The sequence below is a fragment of the Flavobacterium rakeshii genome, from assembly GCF_009741375.1.
GTDB lineage: Bacteria > Bacteroidota > Bacteroidia > Flavobacteriales > Flavobacteriaceae > Flavobacterium > Flavobacterium rakeshii.
The window spans coordinates 13,874-32,367 of record NZ_WOWP01000010.1 but is presented as its reverse complement, the minus strand read 5'-3'; the positions used below and the strand labels follow the sequence as shown (position 1 = coordinate 32,367).

Below are 18,494 nucleotides of genomic sequence, written 5' to 3'. Positions count from 1 at the left end.
TAACAAAAAAGCCTCTTTAAAAAGAGGCTTTTTTTATCGGTCTTTTTTATGATGATGTTTATTTCGGGTTTCACTATAATGGTTTTTCACGGTATTGATAAACTGGAGTATTATACCAAGCCCCATTAGTATATAAACTATAGTGAACATTTTGCCTAAATCGGTTTGTGGCGCAAAATCACCATAACCTATAGTCGTTAGGGTAATTACCGAAAAATAAAGAGAGTTAACAAGGCTCCAGCCTTCTATAAAATGGTAAGATATTGTACCAACTATCAGTATTATGGTTGTGGTATACAGTAAATCCCTGTATTCCCTGTTTTTTAAAAAACTGGTAATGGTATTAAAAAACAACATATTTAGTATATTTATATATAGACTTTAAATATACTCAATTCTTTAGCTTAAGCGAATTTTTATTTAATTTTACAGTAAAATAAAACCATGAAAAAAATAGCAATATTAGCCTGTTCAATTGTACTTTTTGCTTCCTGCAAGAACAACACACAGGATACAACAACTGAAACAACCGAGACTGCACAGGCAGTTGAAAATCCAACAAACATGTCTAAAAAAAACATATACCAGTTTAAAGTAGAAGATCTTTATGGTAAAGAGTTTGACTTCTCTACACTTAAAGGTAAAAAAGTAATTGTAGTAAACACCGCTTCAAAATGTGGATTGACTCCGCAGTATGAAGAACTGGAAGCTCTTTATAAAGAATATCAGGATAAAGGTCTTGTTATTGTAGGTTTTCCTGCAAATAACTTTGCCAGCCAGGAACCGGGTACTAATGAGGAGATTGCTACTTTTTGTAAGCAAAACTATGGTGTAAGCTTCCCTATGATGTCTAAAGTATCTGTAAAAGGGGAGGATATGGCTCCAATATACCAGTTCCTTACACAAAAGGATAAAAACGGACTTCAGGATAGTGAGGTGGAATGGAACTTCCAAAAATACCTTATCAATACTAACGGAGAATTGGAAAAAGTGGTTAGCCCGCGTACTACTCCAAAAGATCCTGAAATTGTAAACTGGATTAACTCATAACGGGTTGTTTTAGTTTACACCCGCATTTATAATCTAGAATATACACATAATGATGTACCCAACAATACCTTTGGCACAAAGCATTATTGAAATATGCTGTGCTAAGGGAATCACTGATATTGTAATATCTCCGGGGTCGCGCAATGCACCTCTAACTATAGGTTTTGCAACTAATCCGGCTTTTAAGTGCTATAGTATAGCCGATGAACGCTGTGCAGCATTTTTTGCTACAGGTATGGCACAACAGCTTAAAAAACCTGTAGCTGTACTGTGTACTTCGGGTTCTGCATTACTTAATTATTATCCTGCCGTGGCAGAGGCTTTTTACAGCCAAATTCCACTTGTAATAATATCTGCCGATAGGCCGCATGATAAAATTGACATAGGGGACGGACAGACCATTCGTCAGGAAAATGTATATGCCAATCATATCGTTTATTCAGCTAACCTTCAGGAAGAGGCTTCTGCCGAAAATGATAATAAGATTAATGTAGCTATTGAAAAGGCCATTAGCGAAAAAGGTCCTGTACATATAAATGCTCCGTTTGAAGAGCCTTTATATGATACTACAGACCAGCTTACTGTTGAGCCTAAAATACTTGATGTTTCTTTTGAAAATTCTTTTAGTGAGGATTTGAGTCCGTTTGTAGAAAAATGGAATCTTGCTAAAAAGAAACTGGTTTTAGTAGGTGTAAACCAACCAAACTCAATTGATAAAGAAATACTGGAGCGGCTTGCAGAAGATCCTTCTGTAGTGGTAATGACAGAATCGACTTCAAATATCCATCATAAAAAGTTTTTAAACAGTATTGATGTTATAATCACACCGTTTAAGGAAGAGGACTTTAAAGCATTTTGCCCCGATATCCTGGTTACCTTTGGCGGAATGGTAGTATCAAAAAGGATTAAAGCCTTTTTAAGAAAATACAAACCTCACGATCACTGGCACATTGATACATTAAGGGCTTATGATACCTTTGGAGTACTTACCAAGCATTTTTTAGCTGAACCAAATCCATTTTTAAATCGTTTTTTACCGGCTACACATTTTGTAGAGAGTAGTTATAATCACAGAGCTCAGGAAATAAAAGCATACAGGAAACTGAAACATGATGAATACATGACTCAGATTCCGTTTAGTGATTTCAAGGTATTTGAATCGGTTCTTACTTCATTACCCGAAAATTCGCAGGTACAGATAAGTAACAGTTCTGCCGTACGATATATGCAGCTTTTTGATATGAAACCATCGGTTGAAGTGTTCTGCAACAGAGGAACCAGTGGTATAGACGGCTGTACATCTACCGCTATTGGTGCTGCCGTAGCCAGTGGTAAAGAAAATATTCTTATCACCGGAGACGTAAGTTTCTTTTACGACAGTAATGCGCTTTGGAACAGTTATATCCCAAAAGATTTTAAAATTCTGCTTATCAATAACGGTGGTGGGGGTATATTCAGAATATTACCGGGACATAAGGAAACAGCTGTGTTTAATACCTATTTTGAGACCGAACACAACCTGACAGGAGAACATCTTGCCAAAATGTTTGATTTTGAATATTCTGAGGCACATAACCTGGAAGAACTTAACAAAAACCTTGAAGCATTTTTCAGTAAATCTGACAGTCCGAAATTACTTGAAGTATTTACCCCTGTAAAAGAGAACGACCAGATATTAAAACAATATTTTAAAGAATTAGCCTAAGCTAAAACTTCGTACATTTATATAATAAACCACATAGGATGATTGAGATAGGACAATATAATACGTTAAAAATACAAAGAGATACCAGCGTTGGTTTATACTTAACCGATGGTAGTAAGGATGTTTTATTACCTAATAAGTATGTACCCCGTAAATTTGAAGTAGGGGATGAGTTGGCTGTTTTTGTATATCTTGATCATGAGGAAAGGCTGGTAGCTACGACATTAAAGCCATATATTACTTTAAATGATTTTGCATATTTAAGAGTAAGTTATATCAATAAATTTGGTGCTTTTGTAGACTGGGGACTTGAAAAAGACTTGTTTGTACCTTTTAAGGAACAGGCAAGACCTATGGAAAAAAGCAAACGCTACCTAATCCATATGCATATTGATGATAAAACAGGTCGCTTAGTAGGTTCAAGCAGAACCAGTAAGTTTCTGAATAATGAGACACTTACTGTTGATGAGGGTGAGGAAGTAGATTTAATTATTTCGCACATTACTGAGATGGGCATCAATGTCATTATTAATGGTAAACACAAAGGTCTTTTATATAAAGATGAAGTATATCAGGATTTGCGTACGGGTGATAGGGTTATCGGTTATGTAAAACTTATTCGTCCTGATAATAAAATAGACATTACGCTTCAAAAAGGCGGTGCCGATAGTATTGAGCCAAATGCTCAATATATACTGGAAGAGCTTCGTGAGAGCAGAGGCTTTATCAGGCTGAATGATAACAGCCATCCTGAGGATATAAAAACAGTGCTTAAAATGAGTAAAAAAGCATTTAAAAAGGCAATAGGTTCTTTATACAAGCAAAGACTTATTGAGATTAAAGAAGATGGTATTCATCTTATAAAAGAATAAAACATACTACCATGTCACTACACAACTTTAAAAACTGGACTGACAGTTTAACGGAAGAAGATATAAAACTGCCTGTATTGTTTATAGGGCATGGTTCTCCCATGAATGGTATTGAGGATAACGAGTTTTCGCAAACCTGGGCCAAAATGGGAAAAGAAGTTACAAGGCCCAAAGCTGTAATAGTAGTATCTGCCCACTGGTTAACACGTGGCACTCACGTTACAGCTATGGAAGAACCTAAAACTATTCATGATTTTGGTGGTTTTCCTCAGGCTTTATTTGATGTGGAATATCCTGCTAAGGGTAGTCCTGAGCTGGCAAAGGAAACAGCTAGCTTAATCACAAGTACAGATGTTGGACTGGATCACGACTGGGGGCTTGACCACGGTACTTGGACAGTAGTAAGACATATGTATCCGGATGCTGATATTCCGGTTTTACAGTTAAGTATAGATTATGGTAAGCCTGCTGAATATCACTATAATCTGGCAAAACAACTTTCAGCATTAAGAAAGAAAGGCGTATTGATTATAGGTAGCGGTAATATGGTGCACAACCTTCGTATGATAGACTGGCGCAAGCTTAATGAGCCAAACTATGGTTTTGACTGGGCTATTGAAATGAATGATATTTTCAAGCAAAAAATACAGGGTGGCGACCACAAAGCGCTTATGGAGTATGAAAAACTCAGTAAGTCGGCTAAACTGGCAATCCCAACACCAGATCATTATTATCCGTTAATGTATATACTGGGATTACAGGATAATAAAGATGAACTAAGCTTTTTTAATGATAAGCTTGTAGGAGGTTCATTAAATATGACTTCGGTAAAAATAGGATAACTCCTTAATCAAATAGATCTTCGTCGGCATCTTTCATAGGGTAAGTACCAAACAAAGGTGCCAGCTTAGATACTTTATAAGGCTTATAGCTAAACTTGTTAGAAAGTGCTATAATAGTTACAGTATCTTTCTTTAAAGTAACGTAAGACGATGTGTTACCATGCCACCAACCATTGTGATAAAACAACTTTTCACCTGTTTTCCACTCACGTAGCCTGATTCCCAATCCGTAATTTTTAACCCCTTTATGTTCGTAACTATAACCTTTAAATACTTTTTTTACAAGGTCGGGGTTTAAAAAATCATCAGAATAGGTTGCCATATCAAACTTCAGTAAATCTCTTGGGGTAGAGTAAATGTTTTTATCTCCGTATATATCGTCAAGGAAATCAAACTTATATAAAACATTATTCCCTTTGTAAGAAAGACTTGCTGTGTCTTTATGCTTTTCATAATCAAAAACATAAGTGTCATTCATGCCAAGAGGTTCAAATATTATCTTCTTCATGGCATCCCTGTAATTCATATGAGTTACTTTCTCTATAACCAGTGCTAGCATAGCATAGTTAGTGTTACAATAACCAAACTTCTTATCGGGTTTAAAGTATAAATCAAATTTATGCTTAGCCATTAAATCCAGTATATCCTGATTTTTAAGCATGCTTCTGTCCCAAATTTCAGCATTATCACAAAAATAGGCATAGTTAGGTAGTCCGCTTCTGTGATTTAAAAGCATTTTTATAGTAATATCCTCATAAGGAAATTCAGGCAGTATTACATTAACTTTCTGATCGAGTTCCAGTTTCTTAAAATCAATAAGTTTTAATACAACGGCAGCTGTAAGTACTTTACTAACAGAGGCAAGATGCAAAGCAGTATGGGAGTTAATTTCCTCTTTAGTACTTCTGTTAGCTATTCCTCCATAGGTTTCATAAAGTACCTGTCCGTTTTTGGCAACCAGAAAGCCTCCGCTTAGGTTTTGCCTTGGCCAAATATGATTGTAAAAATTATCAATACTCTCATATTTTGAATCTACAAAAGCCTGTGGAACCTTATTAAGTGTGACATCCAGTGGTTTTATCCTTAAAATTGTATCTTTTACTTCTTTTTTAACTTCATGATGTGCCAATGTAGGTTTTTCCTTTTTACAGGAGGCTAGGGTAAGTAATACTATAAGAGGGATAAATTTTAAAAACTTCATTATGCTATTCTGTGTATTCTAAACTGTTTAAATAGGGGTGGAAACGCAAATATAACTAAAGATTAGATTATTACCCCTGTTTTCTTTAAAGGTTAACACTTAAAACAATAGGTTTTTACATGAGTTTTGCATAAAAAACTGAATAAAAGTAATTTATAACTCTCATTTTTACTATATTTTTTTAGCCTGTTTAAATGTATTGGCAAATGCAAAAAATCCCGTATTTTTACGGGAAATATTAAAGACACATGAGTACTATAGACTGGAAAACAGTAAAGGAATTTGAAGATATTACCTATAAAAAATGTAATGGCGTTGCCCGTATAGCCTTTAACAGGCCGGATGTACGTAACGCTTTCAGACCTAAAACAACAAGCGAACTTTTTGAAGCTTTTCTTGATGCAAGGGAAGATACCTCGATAGGGGTAGTGTTACTTTCTGCAGAAGGCCCTTCTTCTAAAGACGGTGTATATTCTTTTTGTAGCGGAGGTGACCAGAAGGCTCGCGGACATCAGGGCTATGTAGGTGATGATGGTATGCACAGGTTAAATATTCTTGAGGTACAACGACTAATTCGCTTTATGCCAAAAGTGGTAATTGCCGTAGTACCTGGATGGGCAGTAGGTGGCGGACACAGTCTTCACGTAATTTGTGACCTTACACTTGCCAGTAAAGAACATGCTATATTCAAACAAACCGATGCTGATGTTACCAGTTTTGATGGCGGATATGGGTCGGCTTACCTTGCTAAAATGGTAGGACAGAAACGTGCTCGCGAAATATTCTTTTTAGGAAGAAACTACTCGGCTCAGGAAGCGTATGAAATGGGGATGGTTAATGCTGTTATCCCTCACGCTGAACTTGAAGATACCGCATACCAATGGGCTCAGGAAATACTGGATAAATCGCCTACATCTATCAAGATGCTTAAATTTGCGTTTAACCTTACCGATGACGGAATGGTGGGACAACAGGTATTTGCCGGTGAAGCTACCCGTTTAACTTATATGACCGAAGAGGCAAAAGAGGGGCGTGATGCTTTCCTTGAAAAAAGAAAGCCTAACTTTAGGGAAATTAAATGGATACCATAAATAACGACTTTACAAATAATGTAATAGATACTGCTTCCCTGCCTAAGTTTGAGGAAGCAGTACTTACTACATTACATCCTGCCTATAAAAAGATAATGTACTTTAATGTTGGTATTGTTTATTTAATGCTGGCTATCGCTATTGGAGCAATATGTTATTTTAACGAACAAGTACATCCCTATATAGTTCCGGCAGTAATTGTTTACCTTTTACTACTGTTAATCACTATTGTGTTTGTAAACCTTAGTTTTAAAAACAGGGGATATGCTTTTAGAACGCATGATGTTATTTATAAAAATGGTGTACTGGCTACCACAACCACTATTATACCTTATAACCGTGTGCAACATGTTGCACTGCATGAGGGTATTTTGTCACGCAAGTTCGGGCTGGCAGCTGTAGAAGTTTTTACAGCAGGTGGTGACAGTAGTGATGTAAAAATAGCCGGTATTGAAAAAGAACAGGCCGAAAGCATCAAACAGCTTTTGGTTGGAAAAATATTAAAACAGAATACTCCTAATGAAGAGTGATTTCAGTAAACCACAACGACAGTCACTTGTAGGTGTTGTAGTAATGTTTGCCGATACACTTAGAGGTGTAATCAAAGGGCTATGGCCTTTACTTATTGTTTGGATATTCAGGCTAAAGGACTATGATAAATTCTCTGTTATAGCAGGGGCGGTTGCTATCATTGTTTTGGTGGCAGTTATAGCCTATCTTAAATATCTTAACTTCACTTTTTTCCTTGACGAAAAGAATCAGGAATTTGTTATACGTCACGGAATACTAAACAAAAGCAGATTAGCTATTCCTTTAGATAAGATACAGCAAGTAAATATAAATCAATCGCTTATACAGCGTATAATTGATGTTTATGCGCTTGAGGTAGATACTGCCGGGAGCAGTAAAAAAGAAGTTTCCATAAGAGCTATAAATCATGATTTGGCTTTATTGCTAAAAGAACGACTTCTGGAAAATGAATATGAAACAAATGATGATGTTACCAGTGAAGAAGGGCAAGTAAAAGCAAAAACGAGAAGTACTGAAAAAGAACATCCGTTTATACAAATCAGTCTTCTTACGCTTTTTAAAACCGGAATCACATCAAACTACACCCGTAGTTTTGCCCTTCTTTTTGCCTTTGTAGTAACAACTTATCAATATATTGAAGATTTTATTGAAGCCGCAGGTTACGAAGAAGATACACTGGACAGTTATTTCGACCCTGAACTACTGCTTAGATTCATCACCTTTATTATTGTAGGCATATTATTCCTTACACTATTCATTAATCTTGGGCGTACCATAATACGTTATTTTGGATTCAAAATAACCCGTAAACAAAACTCATTGCTTTTATCTCATGGCCTGTTAAGCACTAAGAGTACTATAATACGTCCTGAAAAAGTACAGCTACTGGTTATTGGCAGAAACTTTTTTCAAAAGAAACTAGGAATACAGGATATAAGAATAAGTCAGGCATTTAATCAGAGTACTAATAAAAAACAATTACAATCGGCTATAGAAATTCCCGGATGTGATGATAGTGAAAGGGATACACTGCTTAAATTTCTCCTTAATAAAATTCCGGAGAAAGGCGTAGCGCTTAAACCAAGTATCAGGAAACTGATATTTATGATAATAAAGTCGCTTGTAATACCAATTGGAGTATTTTTCTTTATTTCATATTTATCTCCCGAAATGAGGGATTATATAATATTCTTGCCTATATATATTATTTTTGTAGGCCTGATTGTATTTTTCTCTTTTAGAAATTACAGGCTTTTTGTGAATAACGATTTCATTATAAAAAAAGGGGGAGCATGGGATGTTGACACCCAAATACTGGCGCCTCATAAAATTCAGGGTATTAGCCTTACCCAGTATTTTTGGCATAAAAGTTCTGATATAGGTATTGTAACCCTTCATACAGCAGGAGGAAATCTTGTTTTCGGACTTACCGATTATACAAGGCTAAAAGAGCTTACTAACTACTGGTTATATCAGGTTGAAACAACCGATAAGAACTGGATGTAATAATTAACGATTAAAATTAAGTTTTATATAAATGGCAAATGCTAAAGCGTGGTTTGAAGCCGCAAGATTAAGAACCTTACCATTATCGGTATCAGGAATACTGGTAGGTAGTTTTTATGCTTTTTCTCAGGGAATGGTTAACTGGAGTATTTTTGGTTTTGCATTATTAACCACATTAGGACTGCAAATACTTTCAAATTTTGCTAATGACTATGGAGACGGAGTGAAAGGTACCGATAACGAAAACCGTATTGGTCCGCAACGAGCCATACAAAGCGGAGCGATTACAGTTAAAGCAATGAAAAAAGGAATAATACTAACCTCGTTGCTAACCCTTGGCGCTGCAATAGCTCTTATATACCTGTCTTTTGGGAAAGATAATCTTGTATACTCATTGTTCTTTTTCTTTTTAGGACTGGCTGCTATAGCTGCAGCTATTAAGTATACTGTAGGTAAATCTGCTTATGGTTACAGGGGGTTAGGAGATTTATTTGTATTTATATTCTTTGGCCTTGTAAGTGTACTGGGTTGTTACTTCCTTTTCTCTAAAGAACTTGATATACTTATTTTACTTCCTGCTATTTCTATAGGACTGCTTAGTGTAGCCGTACTTAACCTTAATAACATGAGGGATCAGGTTTCAGATGCCATGTCGGGCAAAAACACACTGGTAGTAAAATTAGGAGCTAAACGTGCTAAAATATATCATTATTTCATAATCCTTACCGCATTGTTTTTAACACTGCTATTTGCTATCTTGTATAACTTTAAGCCTGTGCAATACCTGTTCCTGTTGGCTTACATACCGTTTTTACTACATATAAAAACAGTTAGTAAAAACACTGTACCAAGGGAATTGGATCCAGAGCTTAAAAAAGTAGCACTAGGAACATTCCTGCTTTCAGTACTGTTAAGTATCGTATTACAGTTTTAATATATAATAACCTCACAACTTTAAAATTATGAAAATAACCTATTACGGACATGCCAGCCTTGGAATTGAGGTAGGTGGAAAAAATATAATTGTAGACCCGTTTATTACCGCAAACGAACTGGCTAAACATATTGATATTACTAAGCTTAAAGCCGACTATATCCTGATTACACACGCACATGGTGACCACATTCTTGATGTTGAAGCTATTGCTAACAACACAGGTGCAACTATAGTTTCTAACGCAGAGATTGCTGGGTATTATGAGAAAAAAGGTTTCAATACACACCCAATGAATCATGGTGGTAGCTGGAATTTTGACTTTGGTAAAGTGAAATATGTAACTGCTATTCACTCCAGCTCTTTCCCAGACGGAACTTATGGCGGTAACCAGGGTGGTTTTGTAATTGAAGGCGAACACAAAAACATATACATAGCCGGAGATACAGCTGTAACCTATGACATGAAACTTATTCCGCTTCGCACAAAGCTTGATCTTGCTATACTTCCTATTGGTAGCAACTTCACTATGGATGTGGAAGATGCTATTATAGCTTCAGATTTCCTTGAGTGCGATAAAGTATTAGGGTATCACTACGATACTTTTGGATACATTAAAATTAACCACGAGGAGGCTAAAAAGAAATTCTACGATAAGGACAAGGATTTGATGCTATTGGAAATAGGAGGATCATTAGAGCTGTAATGAAAGCTACTTATACAAAATACATACTAAATTTTAAACGCCCCAGCGGAACTTCGCGGGGCGTTCTTACTGAAAAGGAGACCTGGTTTATCATTATTGAACATAATGGTAAAAAGGGGATAGGCGAATGCGGAATATTAAGAAGTCTTAGTATTGATGACAGGGATGATTATGAAGAAAAGCTGAAATGGACCTGTGAGAACATTCATTTGGGTGTAGACGAGCTTTGGGATGAGTTGGTCGAATTTCCTTCTATACAGTTTGGTGTAGAAATGGCTTTTAAATCTCTTGAAGTTAATAATCCTTTTGTTTTATTTCCATCAGAATTTACAAAGGGGGAGAAAAATATTGCCATAAACGGACTGGTTTGGATGGGTGATGAGGCTTATATGAAAGAGCAGATTGATGCCAAACTTGAACAGGGATTTGATTGTATTAAGCTCAAAATAGGTGCTATTGATTTTGATAAAGAATTGTCATTGTTGGCTTTTATACGTGAGAATTTCTCTCCTGAACAGATTGAAATAAGAGTTGATGCTAACGGAGCTTTTAATACAACTGAAGCTTTAAATAAACTAACTCAACTTTCAAAATATCAATTACATAGTATTGAGCAGCCTGTTAAACAAAAACAGGAAGACACTATGGCCGATTTGTGTAAAATCACTCCACTGCCTATAGCGCTTGATGAAGAGTTAATAGGAGTTTTCGGGTATGAAAACAAACGTGAACTACTTCAAAAAATAAAGCCTCAATACATTATTTTAAAACCAAGTCTTGTTGGTGGCTTTAAGGGTTCATCTGAATGGATTGAAATTGCTGAAGAATTAGGCATAGACTGGTGGGTTACATCGGCACTGGAAAGTAATGTAGGCTTAAACGCTATAGCGCAATGGACCTATACACTTGGTAATACCATGCCTCAGGGATTAGGAACCGGCGGATTATATACCAACAATTTTGACTGTCCGCTTGAAGTGAAAAATGGAGAGCTGACATATAGAAATGATCTTGATTGGAAAGTAAACTTATAAAAAAAGAGCCTAACGGCTCTTTTTTTATGCTTGTTCTGAATTTGTAGTTATAATAGGGGCAAGGCAGTTTTCAGGTATATTAAAAGACTCCACAATAGGGACAGCATCCCGTCTTATTTCCCAACATAACTGACTGAAAAGTTTTCTTATCGCTTTGGTTTTAACACCTTCCATATAACCCTGTTCCAGGTACCATGCTTTATTTTCCTGTAATTTATTAATAGCAAACAGATTGTAAAGCCTTGTTAATACTTCTTTTAAAGACTCGTCTGCCGATTTTAACTGCAACTGGAATTGCTCTAAAAATACCCTATCCAAATACGCAAATGCTATTTGCAGCATGTGTGGGTGCATTATATTAGCAGCATCAAAAGTATCAAGTCCGTCATCCACCAAGCGTTTAAAACGACGTGCTGCAGAACTCACCAGTTCTTTCTCTCTATATTGAAAAGCATGTAAATGGAATTCCGGGTCTTTTAAATGACTGTCATCGGTGTTTCTTGTTGCAAAGGGATTCTTTTCGGTAACTGCCGTTTTTGCCTGATCTAACACATAACTAAAAATAGTAGCTATATTCATCTCACTAAATTGTTTACGGAATTCTCCTAAACGATTTTTAGCTACTAGCTGCATCAGTACTGTATTATCACCTTCAAACGTGGTATATATTTCAGTATCGTTTTTTAAATCATCAATACGGTTTTCAGAGAGGTAGCCTTTACCTCCACAGGCTTCACGACATTCCTGTAAAGCATCACGCGTATTCCATGTAGAATATGACTTCATGCCGGCCGCAAGAGCTTCTATTTCCTGCATATCATCTTCGGTACGGTTCATAAAACGTTTGGTAAGGTATTGTAGTCCGAAATGTATCGCAAAAGTATTAGCCAGATAAGGCATAAGTCTTTGCTGATGTATCCTATAGTTAAGCACAGGGACTTCAAGCCCACCGTTAGGACCAAATTGCCTGCGGTTATCGCCATACTTAATAGCAATGGTTAGTCCGGTTTTTGCAGCAGCCAATGCCGAACGCGGTATACCTATACGTCCGCCAACCAGTGTCCCCAACATGGTAAAGAATCTCCTGTTATCACTTGGTATGGAGGTTTCAAATTCACCTTTTTCATTAACCTGAGCAAAACGATCCAGCATATTATCATAAGGTATAACTACGTTATCAAAATAAATAACCCCGTTATCAACCCCGTTTAAGCCCATTTTATGTCCGCAGTCCTCAATTCGAACGCCTGATAATACATTTTTATGTCTATCTCTTATAGGAACAATAAAAGCATTTACACCATAATCCTTATCATCTATAATAAGTTTAGCAAATACGGTAACCATTTCACCGTGTAAAGCCGTGTTCCCTATATATTCTTTACGGGCAAACGGTACCGGAGTGTTTATAGTAAAACTTCTGCTTTTATGATTGTAGGTAGCAGTAGTTTCAAGCCCTTTAACGTTAGATCCGTGATGGGTTTCGGTCATTGCAAAGCCTCCCGGTATATCTAAAGTACCGATATCTTTAAGGTATTTTTCAAAATGTTTTTCGGTGCCGAGGAACATAACGCTCATTCCCCATAATCCAAACTGAACACCAAATTTAATAACAAGGCTCAGGTCATGATAACTAAGGGTTTCCATTATGGTAAAGTATCCTTCAATATCACCTGCTCCTCCATACTGTTTAGGGTAAGCATGGCTACCAAAACCTTGTTTAGCGAGTATTTTACACCATTCAAGTACTTTTTCCCTATATACGGTTATATCGGTTGAAGTTTCGAAAGCAAATTCAGGCTGACTTATTATTTTTTTAACCCTGTTTATTATCGCTGCCTGATCACCGTCAAGAAGTGCAGTCATTTTTTCCTTACTAAAGCTCTCAACTGTTTTAAGCTTGTTAGTAATGGTATCATGAGTTTCGCATAGGGAAGAGATAGCCTCATTACTTATAATACCAAGTTGTGCTTCTAACTTTAAGAGTTGCGGTTCTATTACCTTAATATCTTCTTTACTGTAAGTAGATCTGTCGGCATTAGCAATAAAAAAGCCCAGTTCGGTAAGATTTTCAGGTTTATGGTTATTGAGCGCTTTGTTAATAAGGTCTTTCCAAAAGAAAAGTTCAGATCGCCCCGGCGGATTATTCAAATCAATTTTTGATTTTAGAAAATCCTTTTCGGCTTTAGAGAAATTATCCTGATTATTTATAAAATCATTAAGGGCTGTATATTCTTCTTTTGTTAATATATCATCCTGCCAGGCTAAGTAAATAACAGGCAGTAATATATTGAGCTTAGGGTCATTAAGAAATGTAATATTCATTTTAATTGGATTAGAATATTAAAAATAGGCAATTCCTTACTTTTTACTTTTAAAATAGTGTTAATTGTATACTCAACAAACAGGTTAAAACTTATTATTTAACTCATTAAAAACAAAGGGATTATGTTAAAGTTTTTTTATAACATTGTGTGAATGACTGTATTAAAGTTAAAGTTTGCTAATTGGCAATTATTTAATGCTGAATTGCACAATAATTAGAAAATAAGTTAATAACTTAGGACTATATAAAACAAACAATAAAAGAGTAATCATCTATTAAATTAAATTGCCATGGAACGCATAATTATGACACAGTCGGGAGGTGTTGGGGCCATGAGAACCGTTTCTTATGAAGAGGCTGCCGCACAACAGGAGAAAGAAGCACAGGTAAATGAAGTTCTGTCTTGTAATCTGCTACTCAAAAATCTTATTAAAACGAATTTGAGACTTTTAAAAATTAATGATATAACAGCTATTTTACTTTTCTAAAAAATGTTGCTATGGGAAATGAAGAGAGAAAACATAATGAGAATGAAAAACCTGAGGAAAACAAACAAAACGAATCTGAAACTGTAGGAAATCCAAATAAGTACCTTGCTATGGAACAGCCGGGAGTTTCTTACACCAAAGAGCATACTGAAACTGATTCTGACAATATTAATCCTGACGATTTTAACGGTAGGGATGAATGGGACGAAGAAGGAGGAAACAGCATATACTCTGAGGCTTTTAACCAGGATGATTCCGTTTTAAGTGATAATATCGATTTGGATGAAGATCAAAATAAGTCGGTTTCCAGTGATGATGACGATTTTGAAGAATCTAACGAACGATATACCAATTAAGAATCCAAGTAATCCTTTTATATCAATCCCCTATATTGTAATAATATTGGGGATTTTTCATAATAAACCAAACCAATTAATGACAGGAAATTCTAAAATAGCTATTTATGGTGCTTTAGCTGCAAACCTTGCCATTGCAGTTGTAAAATTTATTGCAGCTTCTTTTACAGGGAGTTCAGCTATGGTGTCAGAGGGTATACACAGTACGGTAGACAGCGGTAATTCATTACTACTGCTTTTAGGAATAAAGCGAAGCCAGAAACCGGCAGATGAAACACATCCTTTCGGACATGGTAAGGAAATTTATTTTTGGACACTAATCGTTGCTATATTAGTTTTTTCACTTGGTGGTGGTATGTCTATCTACGAAGGGATTACTCATTTACAACATCCTGTAGAACTAAAAGATCCTTTTTGGAATTATATTGTATTATTTGCTTCAATAGGTTTTGAGGGAACTTCTTTAATTTATGCCATCAGGCAGTTTAATAAGAATAGCGGAAAAAGAGGCTTTTGGAAAGAACTAAGCCTTAGTAAAGACCCCGGACTGTTTGCTGTAATATATGAAGAAAGTGCCGCCATAACCGGACTGGTAATAGCACTGCTGGGTGTATTTCTGGGACATTATTACAATAATCCGTTTTTTGATGCACTTGCATCTATGTTTATTGGCGCTGTACTTATAATTGTAGCGATTATTATGGTGAGGGAAAGTAAAGGGTTGCTGGTAGGGGAGAGTGCTAACAGTACTATTGTAAAAGGTATATATGATTTGGTTAGTAATGATAAAAGGGTAAAAACATTATATTTCCCTTTAACTATGCATCTTGCTCCCGATGAAATTTTACTGGCTCTTGATGTGGAGTTTCAAAGTGACATGACGGTAGACAACCTATTTATTACTATAAAAGAACTTGAAGACGAAATAAAGGAAAAATTCCCTACAGTCAAGAAAATATATATAGAGGCCAAGAACTTTGGCGGACAGGATCGCCCATGGATAATTGACACGATGGGTTAAAAATCAAAATATAAATCATTCTTTTTCAAATACACTTCACCAGCTCCATTCTCCCAATTGCTTTTGTATCCTTTACATGGAATGTAATTTATTTTATATACGAAGAATTATAATATTATAAGTCGTAAAGCCATGATTTAAACTTATAACATTATAGGAAAAACCTTTAGCATTATAACCGCCAAAAGTCAATGTATACGTATCTTTGCAGTGCAAAATTAACAGATTCAATACAGTTAGTTTCAACGAAAAGCTTTTCGGTTAAATATTGTTTTTTACAGATGTTAAAACAGTATAAATTATAAATTTGTTTAAGTAAAAAATTACCATAATGAGATTCCACACAAGAAAATGGGTAAAACCCGAAGATTTAAATCCAAACGGAACTTTGTTTGGAGGAAAATTACTAGCATGGATTGATGAAGAAGCTGCTTTATATTCTATTGTACAGTTAGAAAATCAACGTGTAGTAACCAAGCACATGTCGGAAATCAATTTTATGAGTTCTGCCAAGCAGGGTGATATTGTAGAGATTGGTATTGATGTAGTAAGGTTTGGTAATTCATCAATAGTACTAAAATGTGAGGTGCGTAATAAAATGACTCACGAAAAGATTATTACAGTAGATAACATTACTATGGTTAACCTGGATAGCTTTGGGAGACCAAGTCCACATGGTAAAACCAAAATAGAATATGTAAAAGACAGGATAGCGAACCGTTAATGGTCGCCATCCGTCTCTACAAATACGGTATTGTTATTTGACGGAAGTTCAAATATTTCCAAATCAAAGTATTTTACGGCAGCAATAACGTGGTCAAATATATCGGCCATAATATATTCATAATTCACCCAGCGTTTATCTGTAGTAAAGGCATAAATTTCAATAGGTATGCCTTTTTCTGTGGGCTGCAAGTGCCTGCACATCATGGTCATATCCTTATTAATAGCCGGATGGTTTTCAATATACTGATTGATATATTTCCTAAATAAGCCCAAGTTAGTCATATTACGACCGTTTATCTGTATGCTCTTATCAACAGAATTCTGACTGTTAAATTTATCAATGTCCGCCTGACGATGATCTATATAGGATTTTATAAGCTGAATCTTTTTAAGCTCTTCAATCTCATCTCCGGAAACAAATCTAACTGAATTGGTTTTTATAAGAATATTTCTTTTTATCCTTCTACCTCCTGAAGTGACCATCCCTCTCCAGTTTTTAAACGAGTCGGAAATTAGACTGTAAGTAGGTAGGGTAGTGGTGGTATTATCAAAGTTTCTAACCTTAACTGTAGCAAGGTTAATTTCAATCACATCACCGTCTGCCCCATACTTGTCTATAGTAATCCAGTCACCAATGCGAACCATATCATTCACACTAACCTGTATACTGGCAACAAAACCAAGAATAGTATCCCTGAATATTAATAATATAATTGCTGAAATAGCCCCTAAAGCCCCCAGAAGAGTTTCTATTTTAAGACCAAACAGTGTAAGTATTATTGAAATACCGGCAAATATCCAAAGGATAATCATTAATACCTGTATATAGCTGTCAATTGGTTTGTCACTATATGCAGGTTTGGTTTTAAGATAATCTTTTAACGAATGTAATACACTACGTATAATCCATAGGAAAAGGAAAATCATGAATATGCTCATTCCTTTTTCAAAAAACTTCTCCCAGTAGGCAAAACTCTTTAATACAATTGGAATGGTTACATAAACAAAATAAGTAGGTACTAAATGGGCAACGTACTTTGTAGCTTTATTTTCTACTAAAATATCATCAAAGGCAGTTTTAGTACGCTTTGCAAAAACGGTAAAAGCAGCAACAAGTATCCTTTTAGATATAAAATCAAGGATAAACGCTACTATTATTATAACAATAATATTAACTACCAGATTGCCATAACTAGCCGATGTACGACTAAAATCTAAATCCCTGAATAATTTATATGCCCAGTTGAATATTTCCATTTATGAATTAGCAGATTCTTTAAAATATTTGTTTTCAATATAAAAGGTACCAAAAGGTATAACAGAAGCCAAACAAATTATAACAAATTTCTTTGTAGGCCATTTGTGCTCGCTGTTAAGCATAATGGCAAGAACTATGTAAGCAATAAAAAGAAAACCATGTATAGGTCCCATTATTTTCACAACCTGTTCCATATCCATAGTATACTTTAAAGGTACACCAATAAATAAAAGTGCTAAAAAAGAAATACCCTCAAGGGTAGCTATAGTTTTAAAGAATTTGATCATAATGCTTAATTTTCGGCAAAGGTAGTAATTAAGAATTATTCTAAAAAACTGTAAAAGTTAATTGTGTAGTATAAATAAAAAAAGCTGTTTGTTTCCAAACAGCCCTAATTATATAACCGATGTAAATTATTAAAATTCCTGTAATGCTTTGTTGTATTCCCTTAAGTCAAGCATGTTGTTTTTGTTGCCTAAATCAGTAAATAGGGAAATAAGGTATTCTAAGCTTTCCATGTTGTTTTCTGTACTCACGGTGTTACCGTCTGTAATAAGTTCTGTTTCTTCATCTACAGGCTCATCGTCAGGTATTGGTATTAAAAACGCACCGTTTGCTTCAAGGTGTTCATACGTTAAACGTATTGCCTTTACTAATACAGGTACTTGCTCTTCAAGCGCATATTCACGCAGTTTTTTCAGGTCGGTTATTAGCGTCTCAGCAACAAAACCGTTTTTAAACAAATCAACCTGAATTTTCTTGATCAGTTTTTGTGCACTCGGATTCTCCACAGCTTAAAGTGATTTAGTTTTGAACTTGTTTAAGGATTGCAAAAATACTATTTTAT

Annotated in this window: 20 protein-coding genes; 14 read left to right on the top strand and 6 right to left on the bottom strand. The window is 35.4% G+C overall.

From position 1 onward, the window contains the following. Window positions 1–33 precede the first annotated feature (33 nt). Entirely contained in the window at window positions 34–357 is a 324-nt protein-coding gene (locus tag GN157_RS02075; protein WP_157481474.1) for a potassium channel family protein, read from the bottom strand. Between the two features lie 87 nt (window positions 358–444). Between GN157_RS02075 and GN157_RS02070 the strand changes: the two genes are divergently transcribed. From GN157_RS02070 to ygiD, 4 genes are read left to right on the top strand one after another with little or no spacing between them, the layout of a single operon-like run. Next, window positions 445–1,050, top strand: coding sequence for a glutathione peroxidase (locus tag GN157_RS02070; RefSeq protein ID WP_157481473.1), 606 nt, complete (start codon window positions 445–447; stop codon window positions 1,048–1,050). 49 nt (window positions 1,051–1,099) lie between these two features. After that, window positions 1,100–2,755: a 2-succinyl-5-enolpyruvyl-6-hydroxy-3-cyclohexene-1-carboxylic-acid synthase gene (gene menD, locus GN157_RS02065; protein WP_157481472.1), complete on the top strand. Its 1,656-nt coding sequence runs from the start codon at window positions 1,100–1,102 to the stop codon at window positions 2,753–2,755. A 38-nt stretch (window positions 2,756–2,793) separates the two neighbouring features. Then, window positions 2,794–3,627, top strand: coding sequence for a CvfB family protein (locus tag GN157_RS02060; protein ID WP_157481471.1), 834 nt, complete (start codon window positions 2,794–2,796; stop codon window positions 3,625–3,627). 11 nt (window positions 3,628–3,638) lie between these two features. Continuing rightward, window positions 3,639–4,469: a 4,5-DOPA-extradiol-dioxygenase gene (gene ygiD / locus GN157_RS02055; RefSeq protein WP_157481470.1), complete on the top strand. Its 831-nt coding sequence runs from the start codon at window positions 3,639–3,641 to the stop codon at window positions 4,467–4,469. A 4-nt stretch (window positions 4,470–4,473) separates the two neighbouring features. On the opposite strand, the gene GN157_RS02050 is transcribed toward ygiD, so the two are convergent. Next, the gene (locus tag GN157_RS02050; RefSeq protein WP_157481469.1) at window positions 4,474–5,670 is read right to left on the bottom strand and encodes a serine hydrolase domain-containing protein; all 1,197 of its coding nucleotides are present in this window, start codon (window positions 5,668–5,670) and stop codon (window positions 4,474–4,476) included. A gap of 248 nt (window positions 5,671–5,918) precedes the next feature. On the opposite strand from GN157_RS02050, the gene GN157_RS02045 reads away from it, so the two are divergent. The 6 genes from GN157_RS02045 to GN157_RS02020 are packed head-to-tail and all read left to right on the top strand — an operon-like array spanning window position 5,919 to window position 11,472. Further along, window positions 5,919–6,761, top strand: a complete 843-nt coding sequence (locus GN157_RS02045) for a 1,4-dihydroxy-2-naphthoyl-CoA synthase (RefSeq protein WP_157481468.1) — start codon at window positions 5,919–5,921, stop codon at window positions 6,759–6,761. Beyond that, window positions 6,749–7,291 (top strand): PH domain-containing protein, encoded by a 543-nt coding sequence (locus GN157_RS02040; protein ID WP_157481467.1) that lies wholly within the window; start codon window positions 6,749–6,751, stop codon window positions 7,289–7,291. The genes GN157_RS02045 and GN157_RS02040 overlap by 13 nt, the downstream gene beginning before the upstream one ends. After that, window positions 7,281–8,798: a PH domain-containing protein gene (locus GN157_RS02035; protein WP_157481466.1), complete on the top strand. Its 1,518-nt coding sequence runs from the start codon at window positions 7,281–7,283 to the stop codon at window positions 8,796–8,798. The genes GN157_RS02040 and GN157_RS02035 overlap by 11 nt, the downstream gene beginning before the upstream one ends. A 31-nt stretch (window positions 8,799–8,829) precedes the next feature. Then, window positions 8,830–9,732, top strand: coding sequence for a 1,4-dihydroxy-2-naphthoate polyprenyltransferase (locus GN157_RS02030; protein WP_157481465.1), 903 nt, complete (start codon window positions 8,830–8,832; stop codon window positions 9,730–9,732). Between the two features lie 28 nt (window positions 9,733–9,760). After that, window positions 9,761–10,438: a metal-dependent hydrolase gene (locus GN157_RS02025; protein WP_157481464.1), complete on the top strand. Its 678-nt coding sequence runs from the start codon at window positions 9,761–9,763 to the stop codon at window positions 10,436–10,438. After that, window positions 10,438–11,472: an o-succinylbenzoate synthase gene (locus GN157_RS02020; protein ID WP_157481463.1), complete on the top strand. Its 1,035-nt coding sequence runs from the start codon at window positions 10,438–10,440 to the stop codon at window positions 11,470–11,472. Before GN157_RS02025 ends, GN157_RS02020 begins: the two co-directional genes overlap by 1 nt. Before the next feature lie 24 nt (window positions 11,473–11,496). Here GN157_RS02020 and GN157_RS02015 read toward each other — a convergent pair whose 3' ends face one another. Next, window positions 11,497–13,797 (bottom strand): acyl-CoA dehydrogenase family protein, encoded by a 2,301-nt coding sequence (locus GN157_RS02015; RefSeq protein ID WP_157481462.1) that lies wholly within the window; start codon window positions 13,795–13,797, stop codon window positions 11,497–11,499. Window positions 13,798–14,088: 291 nt separating this feature from the next. Between GN157_RS02015 and GN157_RS02010 the strand changes: the two genes are divergently transcribed. The 4 genes from GN157_RS02010 to GN157_RS01995 all read left to right on the top strand — a co-directional run bounded on the left by GN157_RS02010 (window position 14,089) and on the right by GN157_RS01995 (window position 16,387). Further along, window positions 14,089–14,286 (top strand): hypothetical protein, encoded by a 198-nt coding sequence (locus GN157_RS02010; protein ID WP_157481461.1) that lies wholly within the window; start codon window positions 14,089–14,091, stop codon window positions 14,284–14,286. Between the two features lie 11 nt (window positions 14,287–14,297). Then, window positions 14,298–14,642, top strand: a complete 345-nt coding sequence (locus GN157_RS02005; RefSeq protein WP_157481460.1) for a hypothetical protein — start codon at window positions 14,298–14,300, stop codon at window positions 14,640–14,642. Between the two features lie 79 nt (window positions 14,643–14,721). Then, window positions 14,722–15,663: a cation diffusion facilitator family transporter gene (locus GN157_RS02000; protein WP_157481459.1), complete on the top strand. Its 942-nt coding sequence runs from the start codon at window positions 14,722–14,724 to the stop codon at window positions 15,661–15,663. Window positions 15,664–15,994: 331 nt separating this feature from the next. Then, window positions 15,995–16,387, top strand: a complete 393-nt coding sequence (locus GN157_RS01995; protein WP_035131030.1) for an acyl-CoA thioesterase — start codon at window positions 15,995–15,997, stop codon at window positions 16,385–16,387. On the opposite strand, the gene GN157_RS01990 is transcribed toward GN157_RS01995, so the two are convergent. The 3 genes from GN157_RS01990 to GN157_RS01980 form a co-directional block, all read right to left on the bottom strand. Continuing rightward, the gene (locus tag GN157_RS01990) at window positions 16,384–17,646 is read right to left on the bottom strand and encodes a mechanosensitive ion channel family protein (RefSeq protein WP_157481458.1); all 1,263 of its coding nucleotides are present in this window, start codon (window positions 17,644–17,646) and stop codon (window positions 16,384–16,386) included. The two genes, GN157_RS01995 and GN157_RS01990, sit on opposite strands and share 4 nt — an antisense overlap. Then, the gene (locus tag GN157_RS01985; protein ID WP_157481457.1) at window positions 17,647–17,934 is read right to left on the bottom strand and encodes a DUF3817 domain-containing protein; all 288 of its coding nucleotides are present in this window, start codon (window positions 17,932–17,934) and stop codon (window positions 17,647–17,649) included. It lies immediately after the preceding gene. A gap of 129 nt (window positions 17,935–18,063) precedes the next feature. Next, entirely contained in the window at window positions 18,064–18,438 is a 375-nt protein-coding gene (locus GN157_RS01980; protein WP_035131016.1) for a hypothetical protein, read from the bottom strand. Window positions 18,439–18,494 lie beyond the last annotated feature (56 nt).

Excerpts from the sequence above, each read along its gene's own strand:
- GN157_RS02075 (WP_157481474.1), bottom strand. The coding sequence starts at position 357 with ATGTTGTTTTTTAATACCATTACCAGTTTTTTAAAAAACAGGGAATAC.
- GN157_RS02070 (WP_157481473.1), top strand. The coding sequence starts at position 445 with ATGAAAAAAATAGCAATATTAGCCTGTTCAATTGTACTTTTTGCTTCC.
- menD (WP_157481472.1), top strand. The coding sequence starts at position 1,100 with ATGATGTACCCAACAATACCTTTGGCACAAAGCATTATTGAAATATGC.
- GN157_RS02060 (WP_157481471.1), top strand. The coding sequence starts at position 2,794 with ATGATTGAGATAGGACAATATAATACGTTAAAAATACAAAGAGATACC.
- ygiD (WP_157481470.1), top strand. The coding sequence starts at position 3,639 with ATGTCACTACACAACTTTAAAAACTGGACTGACAGTTTAACGGAAGAA.
- GN157_RS02050 (WP_157481469.1), bottom strand. The coding sequence starts at position 5,670 with ATGAAGTTTTTAAAATTTATCCCTCTTATAGTATTACTTACCCTAGCC.
- GN157_RS02045 (WP_157481468.1), top strand. The coding sequence starts at position 5,919 with ATGAGTACTATAGACTGGAAAACAGTAAAGGAATTTGAAGATATTACC.
- GN157_RS02040 (WP_157481467.1), top strand. The coding sequence starts at position 6,749 with ATGGATACCATAAATAACGACTTTACAAATAATGTAATAGATACTGCT.
- GN157_RS02035 (WP_157481466.1), top strand. The coding sequence starts at position 7,281 with ATGAAGAGTGATTTCAGTAAACCACAACGACAGTCACTTGTAGGTGTT.
- GN157_RS02030 (WP_157481465.1), top strand. The coding sequence starts at position 8,830 with ATGGCAAATGCTAAAGCGTGGTTTGAAGCCGCAAGATTAAGAACCTTA.
- GN157_RS02025 (WP_157481464.1), top strand. The coding sequence starts at position 9,761 with ATGAAAATAACCTATTACGGACATGCCAGCCTTGGAATTGAGGTAGGT.
- GN157_RS02020 (WP_157481463.1), top strand. The coding sequence starts at position 10,438 with ATGAAAGCTACTTATACAAAATACATACTAAATTTTAAACGCCCCAGC.
- GN157_RS02015 (WP_157481462.1), bottom strand. The coding sequence starts at position 13,797 with ATGAATATTACATTTCTTAATGACCCTAAGCTCAATATATTACTGCCT.
- GN157_RS02010 (WP_157481461.1), top strand. The coding sequence starts at position 14,089 with ATGGAACGCATAATTATGACACAGTCGGGAGGTGTTGGGGCCATGAGA.
- GN157_RS02005 (WP_157481460.1), top strand. The coding sequence starts at position 14,298 with ATGGGAAATGAAGAGAGAAAACATAATGAGAATGAAAAACCTGAGGAA.
- GN157_RS02000 (WP_157481459.1), top strand. The coding sequence starts at position 14,722 with ATGACAGGAAATTCTAAAATAGCTATTTATGGTGCTTTAGCTGCAAAC.
- GN157_RS01995 (WP_035131030.1), top strand. The coding sequence starts at position 15,995 with ATGAGATTCCACACAAGAAAATGGGTAAAACCCGAAGATTTAAATCCA.
- GN157_RS01990 (WP_157481458.1), bottom strand. The coding sequence starts at position 17,646 with ATGGAAATATTCAACTGGGCATATAAATTATTCAGGGATTTAGATTTT.
- GN157_RS01985 (WP_157481457.1), bottom strand. The coding sequence starts at position 17,934 with ATGATCAAATTCTTTAAAACTATAGCTACCCTTGAGGGTATTTCTTTT.